Below are 24,235 nucleotides of genomic sequence, written 5' to 3' on the forward strand. Positions count from 1 at the left end.
GCCGCGAAAACGCCGCTTTTCACTCGTGGAAAGGTTGAGCGAGACATTCGGCCGGGGGAATCACACCCGTCCGTTCCGACATCGCCTTGCCCGACTTCGCACTGGCGAGCGCGCATGCAGGCAAAGCAAACCCGCACCACAACGACGCGAAACCGTCGTGCCGGTGACCGGAAAGGATGACCGCAAATGGCCAGTGAAAGTGCTGTAGAGCTTGTGCAATTCCTCGCAGACGAATTAAGGCGCCGCGACACCAAACCTCATGAATTTGCCGAACTGACCGGCATTGCTGAAGAGCGATTGGAGCTTCTGCAGGAAGGCGCATGGCAGCTCATGACCCTGCGGGAAGTCGCCATGATTACGGAATGCCTTCACATCGATCTTTCGGAGGTCTGGTCATTGCTCGCCCAGAAGCAGGGAGACGGGATGAACGAAGCGCCCCGCCCATAGGCCGGCGCGGCTGTCTTTGGCGGCTTTCTCCGCGATCGCGTAGGATGCCGATACCGGCGCGCCAGAAGGGAACACGGCCGCAAATGCCCCGCCCGACGATATGAGCGCCGTTCCGACATCGACCGTCATCTCATCGATCTCGGCTGCGCAGACGACGAACGTGGCGCCATCCTTGGCGTTGCCGACAGGCTGACAACCGATCGAACCCGTCGAGAACAGCGCTGCTATCGATGCGATCGAACGCATCCCGCAGTCGACCTCGTCACCATCAGAGGAACGAAAAGTCGTGCCGCGCAGACATGCCTGAACGCCGAAAACCCTGTATTTTCGGCCTTCGTAAGCCCAGGTATCGCCAGTCTCAAAGCTTACGTCAGACGGAAATGAAATGGCCTTGTCCTGCGCAACGGCTGTGGACGCGACCAACATGGCGATGACCATCGAAAATTCAATCCGCATTCTGGAACCCCATCGATCGTGAGAGAGATTGCGACGCTTCGAGGTCAGGCCGACGGCTGCGCCCGTCCTGTGTTCGTCCGATGGACGCCAGTCCGAGAAACACCATGCTGTCATCGTCATTGACCGTCTTGAAGGGCTCCCCTTCGCCACCAACGAGAACGAAGCATGACGCCGGGGTCGTCTCGTTTTCAGCCGGGGTCAGCACCAGGGTCTTGCAGAGAATGACCTTGGCACGCCTGTTATAGACCGTCTCGGCGTAGTCGCGCGCCGCGTCGGTGCAACGCCATGTCTGCACGCGATTATAAACGACGTTTTCGGTTGGGCAGGCGGTCAGCCCACGCAAACTGATCCTTTGCCCCGCTATGCTTCGCTCGACCGGGCCGTCGATCTCGACACTCCCATTCAGCTTCTCGATCGACCTCGCCACCAGGTTTCCATCGGCGTCGAAACGCTCCAGCACGAATGCCTTCGTCCCCTGCTCCACAAATTGGCGGAGGTATTCCGGAGGCGGTTCCCCGTAGGGATTTTCGCCCTGCGCCATGGTGACTGTGGCGGCGTCTCCCGTGAGGGATATGAGGGCGAATCCGATTACTTTGAGTTGTTGTCGCATAGCAGCCATGCCATTTCCGAATTGACAGAGGAATCCCATACGAATTAACTATAGTTTACTATTCGATGCGACAACCCGGATAAACGAATTGAAAACCACCCTGATTTTTCTCCTCCTCTCGACGTCGGCTACGACCGCGCAAGCGTGCGGTTCTGTCGATAGCGACCGGGTGCTGGAACTGGTGCGGACCATCGCCACAGAGGAAGAACTGGACCCCGACCTGGCGCTCGCGGTGGTTGATGTCGAGAGTTCCGGCGGCAGGCACCAGGTCTCAGACGCCGGCGCCGTCGGTATCATGCAGCTGATGCCCGAGACCGCCTCCGACTATGGCGTCACCGACCGCTGCGATCCGGAATCGAACATTCGCGCCGGCGTCCGCTACCTCAAGAAGCTCTATGGCGAGTTCGACGATCCCCTGCTGATGTTGGCCGCCTACAATGCCGGTCCGGAGCGCGTCTACCAGAAGGGGGGCATCCCCGAGTTCAACGAGACAGCCCAGTACATCGTCAAGGTGATGAACCGCTGGACGCTGAACGCCAAGGCATCGGCGGCCGAGGAAAAGCGCCGCGGGAATAGCGATGCCCGCAAGGAGACGGTGGCGCTCGCGCCCTCCCCCTGGCGCGACCAACACGTCTGGACCGCCGATTAGAGCTGGTCCCCCAACCACATCCTCCCAAAATCAGAAGGACATTCAAATGAGCATTCCCACGATCCCGCAGCGTCCGCGCGGTAAGGCCCTCTTATCGCTGGCCCTGCTGGCGACCTCTGCCGCGCTGGTCCCTGAATTGGCCTATGCGCAGTCGGCCGCGCCGGTCGAAGGCATTCTAGAATGGTTCGTCGGTGTGCTGCAGGGCAATGTCGCGCGCTCGCTCGCGATCATCGCCGTCTGCTTCCTCGGCTTCCTGTTCCTGACCGGCCGCATGGCCTGGCAGGGCGCGATCTCCATCGTCATCGGCATCGCCATCATCTTCGGCGCCGCCGAACTGGTCGACGCCATGAAGACAGCCGGGGGTGTCTGACATGCGTGACGACGCTCCCGATGTCGAACCGCTCATCCAGCCGCTGACCCGGCCGCCGATGTATTTCGGGGTCGATATCATCGTGTTCGTGGTGAACGGGATTTTCGGGATCGTCGTCTTCATCGCGTCGTCGAGTTTCCTGGCGCCGCTGGTCGTCCTGCCCGTCCATTTCATCGGGCTGTACCTCTGCCAGCGGGACATCCACATCGTCCGCGTGGCGCAGGTTTTCCTGTCGATGCGCCGGGCGATCCGTAACCGACGCTTCTGGAAAGCGGGGAGCTACGCCCCATGAATATCGTCAATCACGACCTGAAGTTCGGGCGGGAACGCGCCCGCGATCTTGGGATCGGCACGCATGTTCCCTATCTCCGCCATGTCGACGAAGAAACGATCGTCACCAAGTCCGGCCTGCTGTTGCAGGTCATCCGGCTCTCCGGCCTGCCCTACCAGACGATGGATCAGGCGGAAATCAATGCCCGCCTCGCCAACCGCAACATGACGGTCCGCTCGCTCGGATCGTCACGTTTCGCGCTCTACGCCACCATCATCCGCCGACAGATCAAGCCGGCAATCGACGGCGGTTTCGACAACCCCTTCGCCGACGAGTTGAATGCCCGCTACATGGATGGGCTGCAGCACCGGACGATGTTCGTCAACGAACTGTACCTGACCGTCATTCGCCGGCCGATGACCGGCCGCGCCGGCAAGGTCGATCGCATGTTCGACGTCTTCCGCATGGCGGACAACGAGGTCGAAGCGCGAGGTGAAGCGCTACGCGACCTAAAGGACATGGTGTCCGGCATTGTCGGCGATTTCCGCTCCTACCGCCCGGAAGTCCTTTCCTGCGTCACCCGCGATGGTGGCCTCTATTCCGAACCGGCCGAGTTCTTCGCCAAGATCCTCGCCGCGGGCGATGAGCGGACGATGCCCCTCCCCCGCATGTCACTGGCCGATTACGTCGGGACCGGCCGGATCATGTTCGGCCGCAAGGCAACGGAAATCTGGTCCGCCGACGGCGCGACCTCCAAGGTCGCCGCCATGGTGTCGATCAAGGAATATCCGCCGATGACGACGCCCGGCCAGCTCGACGGACTGCTGCGCCTTCCTTACGAGTTCGTCGTCACACATTCCTTCGCCCCGGAGGACCGCACCACGGTCACCGAGGCGATCGCCACGATCAGCCGGCAGATTTCGAATTCCGACGATGGCGGCACGGCGGTCGAAGACGATATCGAAACGGCGCGCGACCGGCTGGCCTCGGGCGAAGTGGTGTTCGGCAAACATCACATGACGGTGGCGGTGCTTGAGCGCGACCTGCCGCGGCTCAACCGCGCCGTCGCAGACGTCACGGCGGAGCTGGCGCGCATGGGTGTGGTCGCCGTGCGCGAAGACCTCAATCAGGAAGCGGCCTGGTGGGCGCAACTGCCGACCAACTTTTCCTACATTGCCCGGCAGGGGTTAATCTCGTCGGTCAACTTCGCCGGCCTCTTCTCCGCGCACAATTTTCCGTCCGGGCAGACGCAAAAGGTCCATTGGGGCCTGCCGATCTCGCTGCTGGAGACTACCAGCCAGACCGCCTATTTCTTCAATTTCCATGAGGCAGATGTCGGCAACTTCACCGTCATCGGCCCGACCGGCTCGGGCAAGACGGTGGCGCTTTCCTTCCTTCTCGCCCAGGGCATGCGCGTTAACCCGCGGCCGCGCTGCGTCTTCATCGACAAGGATCGCGGTGGCGAGATCTTCGTGCGCGCTATGGGCGGGCGTTATGAGCGACTTTCGCCGGGCGAGCCGACCGGCTTTGCGCCGCTGCAGCTTGAAGACACGCCCGCCAACCGCAGCTTCGGCAAGACGCTGGTCTCTTATCTTGTCACACCGTCGGACCGGGTGCTGAATGCCGAGGAGATGGCGGTCATCTCCGATGCGGTCGACAGCATCTACACCGATTTCGAACGACCACAGCGGCGTCTCGACATGCTGGCGGAAGCGCTTCGCGGCAGGATGCGATCCGGCATTGGCGATCTCGCCGACCGGCTGAAGGAATGGACGACGGGCGACAAGGGCTGGCTGTTCAACAACCCGACCGACAGGCTGGATTTTGCCGGCTCGGTGATCGGCTTCGACATGACTGAGATCCTGTCCGACAAGCGCACGCGCTCGGCGGCGCTCCTCTATATGTTCCATCGTATTCAGGAGATCCTCGACGGCCGCCCCTCGATGATCTTCCTCGACGAAGGCTGGCGCCTGCTCGATGACGAGGTCTTCTCCGGCTTCATCAAGGATTGGCTGAAGACGATCCGCAAGATGAACGGCATAGTCGGCTTCGGCACACAGTCGGCCGCCGACGTGGTGCGTTCCGACCTGCGCAACACGATCATCGAACAGACGATGACCAACATCTTCTTCCCGAATGCGTCGGCCGACGAGGAGAGCTACCGCAAGGCGTTCGGCCTGTCGGAAAAGGAATTCCGCTTCGTGAAGCAGGCAGACAAGACGAGCCGCACCTTCCTCATCAAGCACGCCCAGGACTCGGTGATCGCGCGGCTCGATCTATCGGCGATGCCCGACCTGGTGAAGGTCTTGTCCGGGCGGCCGGAGACGGTGCGCGAGTGCCAGACGCTGCGCGAGACCTATGGCGACGAGCCGGCCGCGTGGCTCCCTCATTTCTGTGGCTGGACCATTCCGGAGGCGGCCGATGCGTAGAACGATCCTGCTGCTGCTTTCTGCCGCGCTCGTCACCGCACCGGCGCCAGCGGCATTCGCCGACATTCCGGTCATCGACGACGATGTGAAGGAAAAGCGGGCGGAGGATGAAGGACATTCCAAGCAGGACACCGAAACACAATCCGACCAGCTCGAAGAGCAAACGGTGACGAACTGCAACATCTCCCAGAAGGAAAAGAACCGCCGTCTCTACCGTTCGCCGGCGCAGGCGGTGAAAGAGGACGCCAAGAACGTCGAATTGATCAAGCATTACGCGGAAAAGTACAATGTGCCGGTCGGCCTCGCCTTGTCGGTGGCGCATACAGAATCCGGCATCTCGACCTGCTCGGGCTCGCCGACCGGCGTCAAGGGCGTGATGCAGCTGACCAAGCGGACCGGCAAGGGCATGGGCTTCGACCGCGACATCAACGAGGAGAACATCGAGGGCGGCGTCAAATACCTCGGCATGGGCGTCAACAAGTGCGGCAGCACCGATTATGCCTGCCTTGCCTCTTGGTACAACGGCTCGACGGCGGCGGAGCAGAAGAATTGGGCCGGCAAGGTCGGCCGGAACCATGGCTGGTTTAATTCATTCGCCGGCGCCTCGAACATCGAGGACATCTCCTCGCCGTCCTATAAATCCTATGTCGATTACGGTTCCGGAGCGACCCGCAGTTCCAACAGCGCGGCGGCGGGCGCGGTCGACCGTGCCGTTTCGGGGATCGACGCAAGCACCGCAGGCGTCCAGGAGGCGGGCCGCCGCATCGATGCGCTGTCGGCGTCGGTCGGCGCGTCGGAGATCTACCAGGATGCCTGGGACGACAACACGCAGGCCCGCGCCGTCAACGCCGAACTGCTGAACAACCTGATCACGGCCCGCAACCTGTTCAACGAACTACTTCAGGCGCGCATGCAGATGAACCTGTCGAAAACGTCCGAGACGGCCAAGACCCTCAAATCCGACACCAAGGTCAATCCCTACAGCTGCGATCCGGTCATTCTCGAACAGATGAAGGTGCCGCGTGAGGACTGGCCGCGCTGCGCCACGGTCGCGGCCGCCGATGCCGAAACCTCGGTCCTGTCGTCCGAAGGCTCGGATGGCGCGATCGGCAACAATCTTCTTTCCATCCAGAACGCCGCCAACGCGGCCGAATAAGGGGGTTCCCATGAATAAGCTGCTCATCGTCTCCGCCGCCCTCGCCTTCTCGACGCCGGCGCTCGCCGATATTCCGGTGATCGACAACACCAATCTCGCCATCGCCAAGAAGAATGCCGAGAACACCGGCGAGATCATGAAAACCAACACCAACATCCTCGAAAAGACCAAGGAGATCCTCGGCGCGCTCTCCGGCAGTCGCGACGGCTCGATGGGGATTTCTTCGACCGGCCTCGGCGGCAATATGTCGGTCTCGGCCGCACCGTCCTTCTCGTCGATCATGAACGGCGGCACGCTGTCTTTCGGCGGCCTCGGCTCCGATGCGCAGAATATCGCCGCGACGCTGATCAACGGCCTTCAACTGGTCAAGCAGGTCAAGGCGATCATCGACGGCGAGGATGCCGGTGCGATGAACAATGCCTTTTCCGGCGCGGTCAACACGGTGGCGCTGCTCTCGGCGCTGACGCAGCAGGCGTCCAAGGGTGTGTCGCAGCGCGAGCAATCGCTTCAGTCGGCGACCGGCCAGATCGGCTCGGCCGAGGACGTGAAGGGATCGGTCGATGCCAATACCCGGATCCAGCTAGAGACGGCGCGCACCATCAACGAGCTGATCGGCGTTTCCAACGGCGCGGTCTCCGCGCTGAACACCGAGATGCAGATGCGGCTGACCCAGCAGTCGGAGACCGCCAAGATGCTGCAATACAAAGACGTCAACCCGTTCAAGTGAGGCCGCATGCGATTGCCCGTTGCCATCATGCTCTCCGGTCTCGCGCTGCTTGGCGGTTGCCAGACGAAAGGCGAGAAGAAAGCTCCCTGCCCGCCGATCTCGAGATATGCCGAGGCCGATGACCTGTGCGGTCCGGCCATGCCGGTCAACGACGTCTTCGCGCCTGTCCTGAAGGAATAGACGGATGGCGGCGACCACGATCATCTCGGACATTTTTTCCAAGCTCGACGCCATCGGCGAGACGTTCATCAAGAACGCCTATGACGGCCTCGCGCTGCAGGTGAATGTCCTATTCGGGTCGATGCTGACACTTTATGTCCTCTGGTGGGGCTACATGATCCTCGCCGGCCGCGATGGCTTCTCGATCCCGGAGGCGGCGTGGCGCCTGGGCCGGGCTTTCTTCATCTACTATATGGCGACGAACTGGGGGGCATTCTCGGCCACGATATATAAGCTCGTGCAGGAGGTGCCAAACCTGATTTCCGACACGATCATCGAGTCGATCGCGGGTTCTGGTGGTGCGCTCGATGGCGGGACGGGCGACACGACGGGCGTCGTGAAGATCCTCGACGCAGTGTTCGAGACCGCTGGTAAGATTTACGAGCAGGTGGCGACCGGCACCTTCGAATATGTCGGCGCTCTCATCGGTGCGATCGTCTTTGTGGTCGCCATGATCTTCATCGCCGTGGCGGCGGCCGCGATCCTCGCCGCCAAGCTGATGTTGTTCATCACGCTGGCATTGGCGCCGGTGTTCATAATCCTCGCCCTCTATCGCTGGACCTTCCGCTTCACCGACGGCTGGCTGTTATTGATGGTCAATCTGATGGTGACGCAGACGTTGATGATGGCGTTTCTCGCCTTCTTGTACCAACTCATCGAGCTGGCCATCAACACGGCCAACAACACCGCGACGGAAAGCAAGCTCTCCTATGTCGCGCCGTTCGTGATCGTCTGCCTGCTCGGGATCGTCGTGTTCCGGTTCATCCCGTCCTTTGCGGCATCCATCGTCGGCGGCAGTGTGCTAGGGCAAGGCGATTCCGCCTTCATCGGCGGGCGACGCTCTTCTGCTTATGCCGGACGCCAGATTACCGGACGCGCTGGGATCCTGCGTGCCGGCCTTGGCCGTCGCCGCACATCGTCGGATGTTCAGGCAGCCCGCGCCCGCGCAATCCAGCGAGAAACCGAAAAGAACGGGCAACTTTGAGGTAGTCTCTCATGCTCATTCTTGGTAACTATAGTTTATCCGAAGGAGAATGGCCGTGGATCACCCCTGGCAAGATGACCGTCGGCGCTTCGCCGCCATGGACGCGCAAAACCGTCTCAACGAAGAGATGGCAGAGAACGATCGCGCCGAATCCAAGAAAGGCGGCGGCTTCGGCTATCTGGTGTTCATGGTCGCTTTTATCTTCTTCAAGCCCTTCGCCGAGTATTGCATCGATCTCTACAACACGCTGGCCGGATACGCTCATAGCCTCGCCGCCGTGTTCGGCTTTTGATCGCGGAGGGCTAGTAATGAGGAACATTGCCTCGACGATGATTGCGCTCGCCTTGCTTGTCCCCGGCACGGCATGGTCACAATCGCCAAGCTCGATCCTGCCTGTGTTGACCGGCGCATATGCACCGGTCGAAGGTGGCTGCGAAGCCGCGGCCGCAGCGTTCATCTATATCGAGGACAAGGGAATCGGTGCGAACAAGACCGCCGGCAAGGTTCTTTCCGTCAAACAGGACGGCGGATCCTATGTTCTCGACGTGCTGTGGGTCGAGGCCGGGTCCGATGAATCCGACGGCGAGCGCGACACGGTGCGCGTCGAGGTGAAGGACGATCGCTCCTTCTACTTCTCCAATACGGTGTCGAAGAAAACGCTGATGAAGCGGTGCAGCTAGGTCTTCGGACGACTGCACTACGGAGCTGAAAGCTCCACGAATCCAGGCAAACCAGCCCTGACCTCAGCACCGATTTGGCCGACAGAGGTGATCGCTCGGCCTGCCTAATAAACTATATTTAACTCCGCAGGATTAGCGGTTTATCGGAAGTCAAATGAGCAACGCAGAGCCAGCCGAACATACACCCGAAACTCCGCCGATCGATCTCACTGCCTACTGGAAAGCCGGCGCCTTGTGGGAGGCGGAGTTGTATCGCAAGGAGCGTCGTTCCCGGAAAATCGCCTGGACCGTCGCGACGGTCGCGGGCATTTCTACACTGCTCAGCCTTTCGGCGCTCAATCTCCTCGTTCCGCTCAAGCAATTCGAGGCCGTGGTGGTGATCGCCGACAAGACGACGGGTTTCGTCGAGGTTGCCCGGTCCCTGAACGAGAGCAAGCTTTCCGAAAACGACGCGATCAAGACCGCCAACATCGTGCGCTATATCCGGGCGCGCGAGACCTATGATCCTCAGGCGCTGAAGGACAATTACGATCTCGCCCAGCTCTATTCGACCGGCCGGGCTTCGTCGGACCTGCGGCATGAATTCGAGCCGTCGAACCCGCAGTCGAAGGACAAGCTACTCGGCCGCACCACGCGCATCGCCGTCACAATCAAATCCGTCTCGTTCCTCAACTCCTCCACCGCGACCGTCCGCTTCTCCACGGAAACGCGGCGCGACAACACCCTGCGGCGCGAGCACTGGGTCTCGGTGGTCCGCTTCCGTTATACGACGGCTCCGCTCAAGAACGAATATCGCTTCGACAATCCGCTTGGCTTCCAGGTCGTGGAATACAGGCGCGACCAGGAATCGTTGCCAGAGGTGCTGCCGGCAGACAAGGCAGGGCGCTGATGCGGAAAGAAACCCTCGCCCTCGCAGCGCTGGCGCTCTTTGCCACGGCGTCCACATCCACAGCAGCCGATCCGCGCATCCGCTACATCACCTTCAACAACAATTCCGTCGTCACCGTACCGACGGGACTCGGCGTCTCGACGATGATCCAGCTCGGTAGCTCCGAGGTGATCGAGACGATCTCGGCCGGCGACACGGCCAGCTGGTCGATTGTCCCCAAAAAGGGCTCCGGCATCCTGTTCGTAAAGCCGCTGCGCGAAAACGCCGAGACTAACGTCAACATCGTCACCAACCAGCGCGTCTATGCCCTGCTGCTGAAGGGATCGGCTGCGGTCGACCTGCGCGCTGCGTTCCAGGTGCGGTTCAAATATCCAGACGAGGATGTCAATGCCCGGCTCCTGGCCGCCGCGCAGGAGAGTGCCAAGGATCCGCTGCTCAAGGATCTCGATCCGAGCCGCCTGAACTACGATTATGTGTTCAAGGGCGACACCAGCCTGAAGCCCCGCGTCGCCTTCGACGACGGCACGCATATGTATCTGGAGTTTCCCGATGAAATCCCCGCCATCTTCGTCGTCGAGGGCAAGCGCCAGGAATCGCTCGTCAACCTGCGCACCCAGGGCAAATACGTGGTGGTCGACAAGATAGCGGCACAGTTCACGCTGCGCGCCGGCGACAAGTGGCTTTGCCTTTATAACCGGCAGGCCAATCGCCAATCCTTCGATCTCATCGAGGACGCCTATGGACCGAAGCGCCTCGGCAGCAAAGAGGAGCGCCAGCGATGAGCAAGATCGATTTCGACCATCTCGACGGGCAAAGCAGCGTCGCCAGCGACCGCAACGGCCGTCTTGGAAAGCTCGCCCTCCCCGTGCTGCTTCTCGTCGGCGCTGGCGTGCTCGCCTATGTCAACTGGCCAGGCGGCCCGCAAACCGCCAACCTGACCGAAGGCACCGGCGAAACCTTCGAAACCTCGAACTCCAGCATCCGCGATTTCCCTGACGAGCCTGTAAAACAGGCGGCCGATCCAAACCTTGTGCAAATTCCGGTCGAGGAAAAGAAGCCGGTGGACTCCGCGACGGTCGACGTCACCGTCAATCAGGGCGACGATCTGGAAAAGCTGCGCCAGATTGAAGAGGAACGTCGCCGCGCGGAGGAAGACCGGCTTCGGGCGGAAGAGGCACGCCGGCGTGCCGAAGAGGACGCGAGGCTTGCCGCGCTAGAGGCAAAGCGCCTGGAAGATGAAGAGAAGGCGCGCTGGGAACGGCTACGCTCGGAACAGATCATCGTCGATGGTTCCGGCCGCGAGAGCCTGGCGGCCGGCGATCAGTCGGTGACGATCGCCGATGACGGCCAGCTCGTCGCCGTGCCGGGCGCGGAAAGCGATGCCAACAAGGCGTTTCTTGCCCAGTCGGAAAAGCAGACCGCCGGCATCGTCAAGGCAACACGGTTCGACCGGACCGACGCACTCGTCGCCCAGGGCACGATGATCCGAGGATTCCTGGAGACGGCGATCAATACGGACCTGCCCGGCATGGTGCGCGCGATCGTGCGCGAGGACGTCCGTTCGCTCGATGGCGCGCGCATCCTCATTCCGAAGGGCTCCCGCCTCATCGGGGAATACAAGTCCGGGCTGGCGCGCGGGCAGAAGCGCATCTTCGTCGTCTGGTCGCGGGTCATCCGCTCCGATGGCCTTTCCGCCGAGATCGCCTCGCCGGGCGCAGATCGGCTCGGCCGCGCCGGGCTGACCGGCGAGATCGACACGCATTTCTGGGAGCGCTTCGGCTCCGCGATCATGCTGTCGGTGATCGGCGGCGCGGCGGAATATGTTGCCGCGCTCGGCGATACCGCGACGGAAAGCGCCCGCTCGATCTCGACGGTCGATCCGATCACCGGTGCGGTCACGACAATCACCACCGAGCCGAGCCGCACGGCCGCCGAAGCCCGCTCGATCGCCGCAGAGAAGTCGTCCGCCATCCTCCAGGACATTGCCAACGAGGCGTTCAAGGAAAGCTCCAAGATCCCACCGACCATTTATGTCGCCCAAGGGGAGTCGATCATCGTCTATCTGCGGCGCGACCTCGATTTCTCCGCCTTCTACGCCGACCCGGTCCGGCAGGAAATGATGCGGCTGAAGCGTGGCGGGCAAATCCGCCGCAATGTCGATCCGACGCCCTATTATCCGGTGGCCCCGGTGTACAAATGAAGCAGTTTCCGTTTCTCGACAAAGCGCTGGAGCGGCTGAGGCCGCTTCTTTCGGATGAGCGCGTCTCCGAAATCTCGGTCAATCGCCCCGGCGAGCTGTTCGTCGAGCGCCTTGGCGTCGGCGGCATGGAACGCGTGGTCGATGCTCAATTTTCCGCCGAATGGATACGGACGCTGAGCGAGCGCGTCGCCGGCTCCACCAACCAGGTCGTCAACGAAGAGCATCCGATCCTGTCGGCGTCCCTCCCGACCGGCGAACGATTCCAGTGCGTCCTGCCGCCGGCCGCCCCCGATGGTGGCGCGATCTCGATCCGTAAGCAGGTCATCCATGACATCGGCCTGGATGTCTACAAGAGCCGTGGCACGTTCGAGCATACAAAGGTTGGTCGGCAGCTCATGCTTTCAGCGGCCGAGGAGGAACTTGCCGCCATGATGCAGGGCGATGTCGACGCCATGCTGTTTCTTCGGACTGCGGTGCGATCGCGGGTGTCGATCGCCGTCTCCGGCGGCACGTCGACCGGCAAGACCACGTTTCTCAACGCGCTCCTGAAAGAAGTGCCGGACGAGGAACGCATCATCACCATCGAGGACACACGCGAGCTGAAGCCGATCACCCCGAACACAGTCGCGCTGCTTGCCTCGAAGGGCGACCAGGGTCGCGCCAAGGTGACGCCGCAGGAATTGCTGGAAGCCTCGCTGCGCATGCGGCCGGATCGGTTGATGCTGGGCGAGCTGCGCGGCGCCGAAGCGTTTTCCTTCCTGCAGGCGATCAATACCGGCCACCCCGGCTCGTTGACGACGGTCCACGCCAACTCGGCACGTTCGGCCTATGACCGCCTGGCGCTGATGGTTATGCAGAGCGGCGTCGCGCTCGAGAAGCAGGAGATCATCGACTACCTGAAGGAGGTTATCCCTGTCGTCGTCCAGCTCGCGCGCCTTCCGGACGGCCGGCGCGTCGTGTCAGAAGTCGTCTTCACCAAGGGAGACACGCTATGAACCCGGCGATCCTGCTGTTCGGGCTGGTTATCGCTGCGGCTGCGGCCGCATTCGTCGCGTCCCTCGCCTATGCCGGCCTCTATTATGCCTTCGACAATTCGCCCTGGATGTTCCAGGTGCTGCAGGACGATATGCTGGCGTCGTATCGCGCGGCGCGGCTCGATCTCGCCGCCGGCGACTGGCACCGGCCGGCGATCGCGGCCGCGGCCGGTCTGCTCGCCGGCGGCGCCATGCTCGTCGCGGCCATGACCGGCAAGAAGAAATCCACGGATGCCCGATTTCTCAGCCCGCTGGAAGCCCGCGCCCTCGGTCTCACGCGCACCGGTGGCGTGTTCGTCGGTCGGATCGGCGGCAGCCTGATCAAGGTTCCGGGCGGCTTCACCCAGCGCGGCTCCGGCCGGCGGCGATTTCTCAAGCCGATGCTGTTTGGCGGCAAGAAGCTCTGGATCGACGGCGATGACGTCGGCGGCTTCGTTATCGGCCCGCCCCGGTCGGGCAAGGGCGCCTCGCTGATCGTGCCGAATTGCCTGCTCTGGCCGGACAGCATTGTCGTGCTCGACATGCGTGGCGAGACCTATGAGGCGACGGCCGGCTTTCGTTCGAAATTCTCCCGCGTCCTGCGTTTCTCGCCGGCCGACGAAAACGGTGACACCGAATGCTATAACCCGCTCGATTTTGTCGCGATCGATCCCGATCAGCGCGACATCGACATCAACTCGATCGCGACGGCACTGCTGCCGACGCCCAAGGGCGATGCCTACTGGATCTCCGACGCTCGCGCCCTGTTCGCCGGCCTCACCTCCTGGGTATTGGAGAACCCCGATATTTTCGACAAGGACAAAAACCTCGGCACGGTCCTCAATGTCGTCGAGGGCGGCGATCGACCGCTGCGGGAATGGCTGGAGGAGGTCGCCAACCCTGAGCTTCGCGCCACCTGGATCAGCTCCTTCACCTACACCACCCTTGCCCGCTTCGCCGTCATGGCCAGCAAGCAGTTCGATGGCGTTTATGGCTCCCTCGCCGCGGCCGTTCGGCCATTCAAGAATAATCGCATCCTGCGCGCGACGGCACGGTCGACCTTCGACATCCGGGCGATGCGCCGCGAGAATATGAGCCTCTATCTGGACTTCCGTATCCAGCAGATCGCCTCGATCGGGCCGATCTTCAACGTGCTGATGGTCCAGTTCATGGACTACATGTCGCGCAACCTGATGAAACGGGACGAGCGGCGCGTGCTGGTCCTGCTCGACGAATTCCAGAACCTGGGCAAGCTCGAAAACGCACTGACCGTCGCCACCGTCCTTGGCGGTTATGGCGTTCCCTGCTGGTTTTTTGTGCAGTCCCTGCGATCGATCGACAACGTCTATACACGCGAAGGGCGGCAGATCCTCGTCAACTCTGCCCGTGCTCAGATCTTCCTTGGCGCACAGGATCCCGAGGATCAGCGATACGTGTCGCAGTTGCTCGGCGAGCGCAAGGAAGTGACGGTCGACAAGGCGGTCTCGACCGGCGTGACGCTGTTTGACCGCAAGGGCGCGACGATGTCACACAAGACCACGATGCGCCCTCTCATGCGGCCGGATGAGTTGGGCGCGATGAACGAGACCCGCTGCATCATCAAGCTGCGCAATCAGCAGCCGATCTTTGGCCTCCGGAACTTCTATTATGCCGACAAGGACCTTCTGAAGCGGGCATGGCTGCAAATTCGGGTGCCATCGAGCAAAGCGGCGATTGATGGGCTAGCCAATGCCGGTATTGAGCGCTCGGAAATCATGGCGGTCCCCTCCAGCGCTTCCAAGATCAACTCGATACCAGGAGCGAAATTTGCTGCGAATTCCTCAGTCGCCATTATGATGCCGTCGAGCCTGCTGCAGGCCGAGCAAGCTCATGAAACGACGCACATAGCCGATCGAATGCAGGGCGCCCGGCAGAATAGCGAAGCGTCCACATCAGGTGATAATCCAGATTTCAAGTCGGCGCTGAAAGCAAGCGTCCAGCGAAAAGCCGAGGCCGAACAATCGATCGAGAAGATCTTGAAAATATTCTATAACTCCCCCGCGAGAAAGAGAGCGATCAAGAAGGTCCAAAAGGAAATCACGTCCGCGCTGGTCGACGACTGAGCCTGTTGTCACACGGTCTGCAGAACGAAATCCTGTCGCCGTCACGGACTAGCGAATATAGCTACCGCCGTTGACGTCGAGCGTGGCACCGTTCAGCGATTCCTGCGAGTAGCGCAGCACAAAGGCGACAAGCTCAGCGATTTCAGCTGGCTCGGTCATATCCCCTATTGGTATGGTATCCACAGTCTCTTCCTCGTCATGAGCGATATACTTCTCCGCCATCTCCGTGCGGACTAAACCCGGAGCGATGGACACTGCCATAACACCTTCCCGACCGAAACTGCTGGCGATCGATTTGGTGAGATTGATCAATGCGGCTTTGGTCGCGCCATGAGGTAGGATATCGGCGGCGGAGCCACGCTGACCGGCTTGGCTGGCCATATTGACGATGCGCCCACCACCTTCGGTTAGAAAATGCCGAATCGCCTCCCTGCAAAGATCGGCCGCTGCAAAGAGATTGAGTTGGAATTCCTTCTGCCACGCAGTCTTCCATGCCGCAGCCGAGCTCTCTATCGAAATTTCGGTAACGATACCCGCATTGTTGACAACGCTGTGAATACGCCCTGCAAAAGCAACGGCTTCCCGCCAAAGTTCGCACGATCCCTCCGCATCAGATAGATCCGCTTGCACAACAAAGCCGTGTCCGCCGATACGGGACAACAGGGCCTCCGCCGCAGCCACATCGTGGCAATAGTGGATAATCGGCCGCGCCCCCTCCAGGGCAAGGCGCTCCACAATAGCTGCCCCTATGCCACCCGATGCCCCCGTGACTAGCACGGTCTGTCCCTGCAAAGGCCTATCTGAATATCGCTCCAACATATGACTCCTTCCCGGATTTCCGCAAACGCTCTGAACCAAGAGAAAATACAAACGCCCGCCAAGTCCGAACCGCGCCCCAATTTCAGGACCCCGTCGAACTGACGAGGCTCGACCGAACACAACCAACGAAACCATGGCCACCTGTCGGCGGGGAAACAGGCCTCTATTTAGGCACGAAGGCACGACAGAATACGAAGTCGAGCGAAACGAAACGAAAAATGAGGCGGTAAGCCTTTGCTGAACAACGGAAAGTTTTTTCTCCCTCCGCCGAACGATGGCAGTGATTTTAAGGAAACGTTCAAGCGCTTGGCCGCAGCGGGCGCGGGACGGCCTATAGAAAACGATGGATTTCCAGCTGGGCCATGGACGCCGGAGCTGCTTGCAGAGGCGATCTCGCAGATTGACGCCAACAAGATTGGTGTCGATCTGCGCACCGTTCAGCTATGGTTCCAGGAAAATGACAAGGGAATTAGCTCCGCCAACATTCGTTGGTTGGCAAGGATTTTTGGGTGCGATGATCCGGTAGCAACCGGTGAATGGCAGGTGGAGTTGAGCAAAGCCCAAGCCCGATTAACGACCAAGAGGCGCGAGGGCAGGAAGGCGGGAACGAACGTGCTTGCAGCAGGGCCAGAAATGCCGCCGACCGCAGCCGCTTCTACCACATCATCCTCCGCGGAGCTGGTAAAGGATATTGGTGCCACGCGGAGAGTCCGGCGCTTAAGTCTGGCGACAAGATCGGAAGCGCTTTTTAGTTGCGAATTCTCTTTAAACCTACCAGCTTCGGTGTTCGCAGGCGCTACCGCTCTTGGATTTTTGTCTTATGTCACAGGGATCCACAGCGCGACTTATGATCGGTCGGATGGCGTTGTTAAGCAGATCGGGTTTCTTTGGGCCCCGAATTGGACATTCGTCTTCATGGTCCTCCTCCCCCTATTCTTCTTACTAGTGACCGAACTTCTGGTCTTTTGGAAGGTCAAGGGACGCACAAAGCTCGCAAAGCACAAAGACCCGATGGAAGGCCACCGTGCCTGGATGAGCAATGTAGAAAGCTCCTCCGCTACTTACAGGGCGGTGTTCCTCGTTTGCATCTTGTTCGCTGGATTGTCTCAGTGGATCGAAGTGTGTTTGATCCCGCTTATGAATGGCAACGGCGAATATGCCATAGATTGGGGGAAATTGGCGATCGTCCGTCCTGACGTAATATCAGTGCCAGAAGAGGTATTATTCACCGCTTCCGCCTACCTTTACATGGCAATTTCCTTCTACATTTTCTTTGCCGGCTTGATTCTGCTTTATACTATCGCGCACGATTGTTGGCGAATTGGAAGGAGCTTGGAAGATGAGGCAATGGGCAATCAGCAATCCGACTTAAACGAGGTCGGTCAGGTGGTGATACGCACAATTTTTCGGTGTACCATTTTGGGGGTATTGGTCGGCATATGCATGAAAGGTCAGAGCTCGTACCTGACATCGACCGAAAAGAACATCGCGGCGTGGCTGATCAACGACATGTCATCCGCAATTCAAGGACGTAGCAGCATCAACGATACAATCGGCTATAGAACGCCGACACACTACAGCAGCCTTCTGGTCGTGACATCAACCTGCATTGTGTTTTTGTTTGGACTGATCCGGCTCGGCCTCGCAAACTGGTCTGATATAACCTTGTGGAAGATGGCGACGATCATCGCGCTTCTCGTTGCGGGCTACTTGTTTACCGGGGCTTTTACTGGCTTCTCGATACTTTTGGGCTTGGGAGTGATTTTCGCGCTTTACGGCCTATTTGATCCGGGATTCGGTCGAGAACGGGCGAGTGAGAAAGGACCGATTCCGAATGCTCCTTAATTGGCTAGATCACTGGGATGAACAGCGCGCGCAGCGTGGTGAGGTCGGAAAGGAAACCGCGATCTTCACGCTTGATGCGGAGCGCGCCTTTTCACTCGCGAGCGGAGTACGAGACATCAACGAATTTTGCTTTCTGGCGGACCAGGCCGTTGCTGATCGCGCTTTCTTCGATGAGCCGAACGGATGCAGCCAAGGTTTTCAGAGGAAAGACATGTGGATCACATTTCCCTCGGACATCTCGACTGACATTGACGAAAATAATTTCGTGTCGGCGAAGCTCACCGAAAGTGGATCGCTCGATCATGCTTTAGTGGTATTCCACCATTGGAATGCAAGCACACGGAATAGTCAGATTGCCAAGTTTTTTTCGCGGCGCGGCATTACAGTTATTGAGATTGCTATGCCATATCACTTTGAACGCAGTCGGCCAGGTTCCTCCTACGCCGATTATATGCTCAGCGCGAATCTCGGCCGAACAATCCAATCTGTACGGCAGGCGGTATGGGACGGTCGAAAACTCATTCGTTGGTTGAAGAATGAAGGCTATAGAAAAATCTCAGTTCTAGGTATGAGCCTGGGCTCCTGGGTTGCAGGACTTGTTGCAGCGCACGACACGACGGTCTCCAAAGCCTCGTTATTTCTAACGGCAGGGAGTTTAGCAGATATGGTTTGGACCGGTCGCGCCACGCGACCGATACGACATGGCCTTGAGCCTGATATTGAGCTCTCTGATCTCAGGAGAGCTTGGGGACCACTTAACATGGAGAATTACGCGGATCGCTTGGCACGACCTGATCTCCATCTCCAGGTTGTGCTGGCTAAGAGAGACAAAGTGGTTCTCCCAGTGTTATCGGAGAGATTCATCAAGAGGCTGGCCGCCGCTGGCGCAAGACCACGTGTCTTGCAATTGAACTGTGGTCACTATTCTCTCGCCACACCGCCTTACATTTTAATAGCAGGCTTGAGCTTGAAACGGTTTCTTTCCTGTGCAGACCAATCCAACCATGGAAGTTAAATCTGGTGTTTGACGCCTAAAGTACCCACATGACGCAATGTCGAGATGGCCGAGAGCGTACGGTATTAAACTGATGGGGTGATGCCCCCTCCGGCCGGCATCAGCGTATGTTGCCTGCTTGTCCGTCGTCAAATGAACTGAGACTTTTCGGGCTTTGGAAGAGCGGAGTTTCCGGCTCGGTTTGCGGGTTGATTTANTGTCCGTCGTCAAATGAACTGAGACTTTTCGGGCTTTGGAAGAGCGGAGTTTCCGGCTCGGTTTGCGGGTTGATTTAAGCCGCTTTGGCGTGATGGTTCAAGCGGCGCTGTCTGATGGTGTCTCGTTTGATCCTTTCACGTTCGAGCAGGATGGACTGGCCGCGCCCGAAGTAGACGTCGGCCGGGGTGAGATTGTCGAGGCTCTCGTGGTATCGGCGATGATTGTAATGTTCGACGAAGGCCGCGATCTGGGCTTCGAGGTCTTCCTGAAAGAAGTAGTTTTCGAGCAGGATGCGGTTCTTGAGCGTCTGGTGCCAGCGTTCGATCTTGCCTTGCGTTTGCGGATGGCCAGGCGCGCCATGGACCTGATCGATCTTGTATTTTTCCAGCCACTCACCGAGATCGGAGGCAACGTAACACGGCCCGTTATCCGACAGCAGGCGCGGCCGGTGTTCGACCTTGACGCTGTTGCAACCTGAGGCAGCCAGTGCCAAGTCGAGCGTGTCTGTGACATCATCGACTTTCATAGTCGTGCACAGCTTCCAGGCGACGATGTAGCGCGAGAAGTCATCGAGAATGGTGGAGAGATAGAACCATCCCCAGCCGATGACCTTCAGATAGGTGAAATCGGTCTGCCACATCTCGTTTGGGTGCGTGGTCTTGTCCTTGAACTCGTCATTGGCCTTGATGACGATATAGGCTGGCGAGGTGATCAGGTCGTGTGCTTTCAGCAGGCGATAGACCGAAGCCTCTGACACGAAATAGCTTTCCGTGTCGGTGAACCTCACCGCCAACTCGCGCGGCGACAGATCGGCATGATCGAGCGCGAGTGCGATGATGCGATCCCTGATATCATCGGGGATGCGGTTCCACACCCGTGACGGCGCGGAAGCCCGGTCTTCCAGCCCTTCGACGCCGTGGGTCAGGAACCTGTCATACCATCGATAAAAGGTCGGCCTGGGAATGCCGAGCTTGTCGAGGGTCTGCCTGACCGACAGATGCGACTGCTCTACAAGCCGGATGATCTCAAGCTTCTCGGTGGCGGGGTATCTCATTCGTCGTCGCCCCCATCCGCGATCATGCTTTTTTTGAGCATGCGGTTTTCCAGGGTGAGGTCGGCCAGAGCCTCCTTCAAGTCGCGGCTTTCACGACGAAGTGCCTTCACTTCGTCACTGGTCGCCGAACGGGCGGTATCGCCCGCAAGACGTTTCTTGCCCGCCTCGAGGAATTCNAGTGCCTTCACTTCGTCACTGGTCGCCGAACGGGCGGTATCGCCCGCAAGACGTTTCTTGCCCGCCTCGAGGAATTCTGAGAGCGGCGGTGGAAAAGTCGGCCACGGTAGCGGCGGAATAGTCCAGCCGCGGGCGGAGTAAAATCCGGCCACCTATTTCCTTTCTGCAATGAACGCAGGAGGGACAGGGGATCTACACCGTGGAACTTTATTTGAGGGTTCGCCTGGCTGTTTCCGAAGGGATGACGCAGCGTCAGGCAGCTAAGCATTTCAACGTATCGCGCGACAGCGTGGCCAAGATGCTGTCGTATTCGACACCGCCTGGCTATCAGCGACGTTCGCCGATCCGTCGTCCGAAGCTGGATGCATTCGTTTCGACGATCGAGCAGTGGCTGGAAGCTGACATGGTGATGCCGCGCAAGCAGCGGCATACTGCCAAACGGGTTTTCGACCGGCTTCGTGACGAGTGCGGCTTCACCGGCGGCTACACGATCATCAAGGATTATATGCGCGAGCGGGATCAACGCCGCCAGGAGGTGTTCGTGCCGCTGTCGCATCCACCGGGCCATGCGCAGGCCGATTTCGGCGAAGCGACGGTGGTAATCGGCGGTATCGAGCAGAAGGCACGCTTCTTTGTGCTGGATCTTCCTCATAGCGACGGATGCTATGTGCGTGCCTATCCTGCGGCAGTGGCCGAAGCCTGGGTGGATGGTCATGTCCACGCCTTTGCGTTCTTCGGGGCCGTGCCGCAGTCGATCGTCTATGACAATGACCGTTGCCTTGTCGCCAAGATCCTGCCCGACGGAATACGCAAGCGGGCAGCGCTGTTCAGCGGCTTCCTGTCCCACTACCTGATCCGGGATCGCTACGGCCGTCCGGGAAAGGGCAACGATAAAGGGAATGTCGAGGGTCTCGTGGGCTATGCCCGTCGCAACTTCATGGTACCGATCCCACAATTCCCGACATGGGATGCGTTCAATGCTTTTCTGGAAGAGCAGTGCCGCAAACGCCAGCGCGACAAGCTGCGGGGCGAGAGCGAGACGATTGGCGAACGGCTGCAGCGCGATCTTGCGGCCATGCGTCCCTTGCCGGCGTCGCCGTTTGATGCCTGCGACCAAGCCAGCGCTGTTGTGACAGCCCAGTCGCTCGTCCGCTACAAGACCAACGACTATTCCGTACCGGTCGCCTACGGCCATCAGGACGTCTGGGTCCGGGGCTATGTCGATCAGGTGGTGATCGGCTGTCGCGGCGAGATCATCGCGCGTCATCCGCGATGCTGGGAACGGGAAGACGTCGTCTTCGATCCCATTCATTACCTGCCGCTGATCGAGCAGAAGATCAACTCCCTGGATCAGGCGGCTCCGTTGCAGGGCTGGGATCTGCCAGACGAGTTCGCGACGCTGCGCCGGCTGATGGAAGGCCGCATGGCCAAGCATGGGCGGCGGGAATACGTGCAGGTTCTGCGCCTGCTGGAAAGCTTCGACCTTGCCGACCTGCATGCGGCCGTTAAGCAGGCCATTCAACTCGGCGCGATCGGCTTCGATGCGGTCAAGCATCTGATCCTGTGCCGGGTCGAGCGCCGGCCACCACGACTGGACCTGGCGATCTATCCCTACCTGCCGAGGGCGACGGTCGAGAAGACGTCTGCAAAGGCGTATATGCGCCTCCTGTCGTCTGATGCGGGAGAAGCGGCATGAGCAGCGACGCGCCAGAGATCCTGCTTGGCCACTATCTCAAAACCCTCAAGCTGCCGACCTTCCAGCGCGAGCACCAGAAGCTGGCTCGGCTATGCGCCACCGAAGGCGTCGATCACGTCGGCTACCTGTTCCGGCTTGCCGAACGGGAAATGATCGAACGGGACCGCCGCAAGGTCGAACGTCGGATCAAGGCGGCCAAATTCCCGGTCGTCAAAAGCCTCGACAGCTTCGACTTCACAGCCATCCCCAAGCTGAACAAGATGCAGGTGCTAGAGCTTTCCCGTTGCGAATGGATCGAGCGCCGCGAGAACGTCATTGCGCTGGGCCCGAGCGGCACGGGAAAGACGCATGTCGCTCTCGGCCTCGGCCTGGCCGCCTGCCAGAAGGGCCTGTCCGTCGGCTTCACGACGGCGGCGGCCCTGGTCAGCGAGATGATGGAGGCGCGTGATGAGCGGCGTCTGCTTCGGTTCCAGAAGCAGATGGCAGCCTACAAGCTGCTCATCATCGACGAGCTGGGTTTTGTGCCGTTGTCGAAGACCGGGGCGGAATTGCTGTTCGAGCTGATCTCGCAACGCTATGAGCACGGTGCCACCCTGATCACCAGCAATTTGCCCTTCGATGAATGGACGGAAACACTGGGATCCGAACGTCTCACCGGCGCGCTGCTCGATCGCATCACCCACCACGTCAACATCCTCGAGATGAACGGCGACAGCTATCGTCTCGCACAAAGTCGCGCCCGAAAGGCCGGCTGAAACGCTCCTGAAAAAAATCGCCGCGCCGGCCTGAGACCCCCGCTCGGGCTATGCCCTCCCGGCGGTCTCAGGCCGGCGCCACAGTGGCCGACTTTTGCTCCGCCCCGTGGCCGGTTTTTACTCCGCCGTTGACAGCCAGTTCGAAGAACTTGCGCCTGGCATGGCTCCAGCAGAGTGCGCTCTTGACCGGCGCAGGGCCGCGGTCCGCACGGTAGAGGTCGTTGTAGCCACCATAGGCATCGGCCTGGAGAGTGCCATGCCACCCCACGAGATGCCTGTTTGGATGGGTCTTCTCGCGATCGGGTGAGAAGTGGAAGAGTGCCGCGGGAGGCGCGCCGCCCGCGAAGGGGCGGTCGTCGCGGACGTAAGTCCATAATCGTGCCTGCCGCGTTGCACCCCGCGCCAGAAGCGGCACGGTGGTATCGTCGCCATGCAGGCGAACGGCTGCCAGAACATGGGCGCGGATCAGATCATGGATCGGCTGCAGCGCCGTCGCGCAAGCCCCGACCTGATCGGCCAAAGTGGAGAGGCTGAGATCGACGCCTTCCCTGGCGTAGCGCTCGGCCTGGCGGTTCAATGGCTGATGTTGGCCGAACTTCTCGAACAGGATCGTCGCCAGCAGGTTCGGCCCCGCCCATCCGCGCGGCGTGGCATGGAAGGGTGCCGGTGACTGGCTGATCTTCTCGCAATCCCGGCAGGTGAACTTCTCGCGAACCGTCTGGATCACCTTCCACTGGCGCGGGATCGCCTCCAGCGTCTCGGTGACGTCTTCGCCCATCTTCACGATCCGGTCCGAGCCGCAGCAGGTGCAGGTCGACGGAGCTTCGATGATCAAGCGCTCGCGCGGTAGGTGCGCGGGAAACGGCTTGCGGGCCGGCCGGCGGCGTTCGAAGGCGGAGACATTCGTGATCTTCGCTGCCACGCGTTCCGCCGCGATCTCGTCCTCGGTGGCGTCGGCCTCAAGTTCTTCGAGCTGCAATTCCATCTGGTCGATCAGCCGGGCGCGGCGTTCGGAGCTCTGGCCATACTGCTCGCGGCGCATTTTGGCGATCTCGAGCTTGAGGTGTCGGATCATCGCCTCGGACGTCGTCACGACGGCGCGCACCTGCGCGAGATCGGCCTCGGCGGAGGCAGCACGCGCTTCCGATGCCGCTAGCGCGGCACGCAGTCTGGATATCTCCGAAGCAGCATCATCCATGGCCGAAAGCTACCATGCACCATGCTGAAAGCCCAACAAAAACAGAGGAATGCAGTCGATTAGCCTGCCTTGGAAGGCCGCTGCGTCCAGCGTGGATTGCGCCAGTCGATCCCTTCCAGGAGATAGCCGAGTTGCGCCGCCGACACTGGCACGGCGGAGCCATTTTGACTGACCGGCCAGATGAACTTTCCGGCTTCAAGCCGCTTGTACCTCATCTGAGAATGCAGCCCCGACCAGCGCAGGTCAGCAGTTAGTGCGGGTCATGCACCCGTTTC

General features: G+C 60.3%; 24 protein-coding genes and 2 pseudogenes. 20 read left to right on the plus strand and 6 right to left on the minus strand.

What is annotated here, in order from left to right:
- The first annotated feature begins 186 nt into the window (after positions 1-186).
- A complete protein-coding gene (locus tag AKG11_RS34775) occupies positions 187-447 on the plus strand; it encodes a hypothetical protein (protein ID WP_156334159.1) in 261 nt (86 codons plus the stop codon).
- Here AKG11_RS34775 and AKG11_RS29275 read toward each other — a convergent pair.
- Together AKG11_RS29275 and AKG11_RS29280 are read right to left on the minus strand one after the other, a co-directional pair.
- Entirely contained in the window at positions 394-903 is a 510-nt protein-coding gene (locus AKG11_RS29275) for a thermonuclease family protein (RefSeq protein ID WP_156334160.1), read from the minus strand. The two genes, AKG11_RS34775 and AKG11_RS29275, sit on opposite strands and share 54 nt — an antisense overlap.
- The gene (locus AKG11_RS29280; protein WP_050746480.1) at positions 893-1,522 is read right to left on the minus strand and encodes a hypothetical protein; all 630 of its coding nucleotides are present in this window, start codon (positions 1,520-1,522) and stop codon (positions 893-895) included. Before AKG11_RS29280 ends, AKG11_RS29275 begins: the two co-directional genes overlap by 11 nt.
- A 79-nt stretch (positions 1,523-1,601) precedes the next feature.
- Here AKG11_RS29280 and AKG11_RS29285 point away from each other — a divergent pair, with 79 nt between their 5' ends.
- The 15 genes from AKG11_RS29285 to AKG11_RS29350 all read left to right on the plus strand — a co-directional run bounded on the left by AKG11_RS29285 (position 1,602) and on the right by AKG11_RS29350 (position 15,203).
- Entirely contained in the window at positions 1,602-2,162 is a 561-nt protein-coding gene (locus tag AKG11_RS29285; RefSeq protein ID WP_050746481.1) for a lytic transglycosylase domain-containing protein, read from the plus strand.
- A gap of 46 nt (positions 2,163-2,208) precedes the next feature.
- Positions 2,209-2,532: a TrbC/VirB2 family type IV secretion system protein gene (locus AKG11_RS29290; protein WP_050746482.1), complete on the plus strand. Its 324-nt coding sequence runs from the start codon at positions 2,209-2,211 to the stop codon at positions 2,530-2,532.
- Between the two features lies 1 nt (position 2,533).
- Positions 2,534-2,824: a VirB3 family type IV secretion system protein gene (locus AKG11_RS29295; RefSeq protein WP_050746483.1), complete on the plus strand. Its 291-nt coding sequence runs from the start codon at positions 2,534-2,536 to the stop codon at positions 2,822-2,824.
- Positions 2,821-5,232 carry a VirB4 family type IV secretion/conjugal transfer ATPase gene (locus AKG11_RS29300; RefSeq protein ID WP_050746484.1) on the plus strand — a complete coding sequence of 804 codons (2,412 nt, stop codon included), beginning with the start codon at positions 2,821-2,823 and terminating at the stop codon, positions 5,230-5,232. Before AKG11_RS29295 ends, AKG11_RS29300 begins: the two co-directional genes overlap by 4 nt.
- Positions 5,225-6,388 carry a transglycosylase SLT domain-containing protein gene (locus AKG11_RS29305; RefSeq protein WP_050746485.1) on the plus strand — a complete coding sequence of 388 codons (1,164 nt, stop codon included), beginning with the start codon at positions 5,225-5,227 and terminating at the stop codon, positions 6,386-6,388. The genes AKG11_RS29300 and AKG11_RS29305 overlap by 8 nt, the downstream gene beginning before the upstream one ends.
- 10 nt (positions 6,389-6,398) lie before the next feature.
- Complete coding sequence (locus tag AKG11_RS29310) at positions 6,399-7,115, plus strand: type IV secretion system protein (RefSeq protein ID WP_050746486.1); 717 nt, start codon at positions 6,399-6,401, stop codon at positions 7,113-7,115.
- A 6-nt stretch (positions 7,116-7,121) separates the two neighbouring features.
- Positions 7,122-7,295: a hypothetical protein gene (locus AKG11_RS34780; protein WP_156334161.1), complete on the plus strand. Its 174-nt coding sequence runs from the start codon at positions 7,122-7,124 to the stop codon at positions 7,293-7,295.
- A gap of 4 nt (positions 7,296-7,299) precedes the next feature.
- Positions 7,300-8,319: a TrbL/VirB6 family protein gene (locus AKG11_RS29315; RefSeq protein ID WP_050746487.1), complete on the plus strand. Its 1,020-nt coding sequence runs from the start codon at positions 7,300-7,302 to the stop codon at positions 8,317-8,319.
- 55 nt (positions 8,320-8,374) lie between these two features.
- On the plus strand, positions 8,375-8,611 hold the full coding sequence (locus AKG11_RS29320; protein WP_053190910.1) for a hypothetical protein: 237 nt from the start codon (positions 8,375-8,377) through the stop codon (positions 8,609-8,611).
- A gap of 37 nt (positions 8,612-8,648) precedes the next feature.
- On the plus strand, positions 8,649-8,999 hold the full coding sequence (locus AKG11_RS29325) for a hypothetical protein (protein ID WP_156334162.1): 351 nt from the start codon (positions 8,649-8,651) through the stop codon (positions 8,997-8,999).
- Positions 9,000-9,153: 154 nt separating this feature from the next.
- A complete protein-coding gene (locus tag AKG11_RS29330; protein ID WP_050746490.1) occupies positions 9,154-9,888 on the plus strand; it encodes a VirB8 family type IV secretion system protein in 735 nt (244 codons plus the stop codon).
- Positions 9,888-10,670: a TrbG/VirB9 family P-type conjugative transfer protein gene (locus tag AKG11_RS29335; RefSeq protein ID WP_050746491.1), complete on the plus strand. Its 783-nt coding sequence runs from the start codon at positions 9,888-9,890 to the stop codon at positions 10,668-10,670. The genes AKG11_RS29330 and AKG11_RS29335 overlap by 1 nt, the downstream gene beginning before the upstream one ends.
- Positions 10,667-12,088 (plus strand): type IV secretion system protein VirB10, encoded by a 1,422-nt coding sequence (virB10, locus tag AKG11_RS29340; RefSeq protein WP_050746492.1) that lies wholly within the window; start codon positions 10,667-10,669, stop codon positions 12,086-12,088. The genes AKG11_RS29335 and virB10 overlap by 4 nt, the downstream gene beginning before the upstream one ends.
- On the plus strand, positions 12,085-13,083 hold the full coding sequence (gene virB11 / locus AKG11_RS29345; RefSeq protein WP_050746493.1) for a P-type DNA transfer ATPase VirB11: 999 nt from the start codon (positions 12,085-12,087) through the stop codon (positions 13,081-13,083). Before virB10 ends, virB11 begins: the two co-directional genes overlap by 4 nt.
- 116 nt (positions 13,084-13,199) lie before the next feature.
- Positions 13,200-15,203 carry a type IV secretory system conjugative DNA transfer family protein gene (locus tag AKG11_RS29350; protein WP_157255846.1) on the plus strand — a complete coding sequence of 668 codons (2,004 nt, stop codon included), beginning with the start codon at positions 13,200-13,202 and terminating at the stop codon, positions 15,201-15,203.
- 48 nt (positions 15,204-15,251) lie between these two features.
- Here the strand turns inward: AKG11_RS29350 and AKG11_RS29355 are convergent, their stop codons facing one another.
- Complete coding sequence (locus AKG11_RS29355) at positions 15,252-16,022, minus strand: SDR family NAD(P)-dependent oxidoreductase (RefSeq protein WP_050746495.1); 771 nt, start codon at positions 16,020-16,022, stop codon at positions 15,252-15,254.
- 234 nt (positions 16,023-16,256) lie between these two features.
- Here AKG11_RS29355 and AKG11_RS29360 point away from each other — a divergent pair, with 234 nt between their 5' ends.
- Complete coding sequence (locus AKG11_RS29360) at positions 16,257-17,867, plus strand: RcgA family putative transporter (RefSeq protein ID WP_050746496.1); 1,611 nt, start codon at positions 16,257-16,259, stop codon at positions 17,865-17,867.
- Entirely contained in the window at positions 17,857-18,882 is a 1,026-nt protein-coding gene (locus AKG11_RS33905) for an RcgR family putative quorum lactone hydrolase (RefSeq protein ID WP_082342782.1), read from the plus strand. The genes AKG11_RS29360 and AKG11_RS33905 overlap by 11 nt, the downstream gene beginning before the upstream one ends.
- Before the next feature lie 271 nt (positions 18,883-19,153).
- Here the strand turns inward: AKG11_RS33905 and AKG11_RS29365 are convergent.
- Positions 19,154-20,310, minus strand: a pseudogene (locus tag AKG11_RS29365) (IS3 family transposase); the annotation flags it as partial.
- A 200-nt stretch (positions 20,311-20,510) separates the two neighbouring features.
- Between AKG11_RS29365 and istA the strand changes: the two are divergent.
- Positions 20,511-22,007 carry an IS21 family transposase gene (gene istA / locus AKG11_RS29375; RefSeq protein ID WP_156334163.1) on the plus strand — a complete coding sequence of 499 codons (1,497 nt, stop codon included), beginning with the start codon at positions 20,511-20,513 and terminating at the stop codon, positions 22,005-22,007.
- Complete coding sequence (istB, locus tag AKG11_RS29380) at positions 22,004-22,762, plus strand: IS21-like element helper ATPase IstB (protein ID WP_050746498.1); 759 nt, start codon at positions 22,004-22,006, stop codon at positions 22,760-22,762. The genes istA and istB overlap by 4 nt, the downstream gene beginning before the upstream one ends.
- Before the next feature lie 70 nt (positions 22,763-22,832).
- Here the strand turns inward: istB and AKG11_RS29385 are convergent.
- Together AKG11_RS29385 and tnpB are read right to left on the minus strand one after the other, a co-directional pair.
- Positions 22,833-23,960, minus strand: a pseudogene (locus AKG11_RS29385) (IS66 family transposase); the annotation flags it as partial.
- A gap of 59 nt (positions 23,961-24,019) precedes the next feature.
- Positions 24,020-24,202: an IS66 family insertion sequence element accessory protein TnpB gene (tnpB, locus tag AKG11_RS35890; RefSeq protein ID WP_371260164.1), complete on the minus strand. Its 183-nt coding sequence runs from the start codon at positions 24,200-24,202 to the stop codon at positions 24,020-24,022.
- Between the last annotated feature and the right edge of the window lie 33 nt (positions 24,203-24,235).

The sequence above is a fragment of the Shinella sp. SUS2 genome (genome assembly GCF_001262505.1).
Lineage (GTDB): Bacteria > Pseudomonadota > Alphaproteobacteria > Rhizobiales > Rhizobiaceae > Shinella.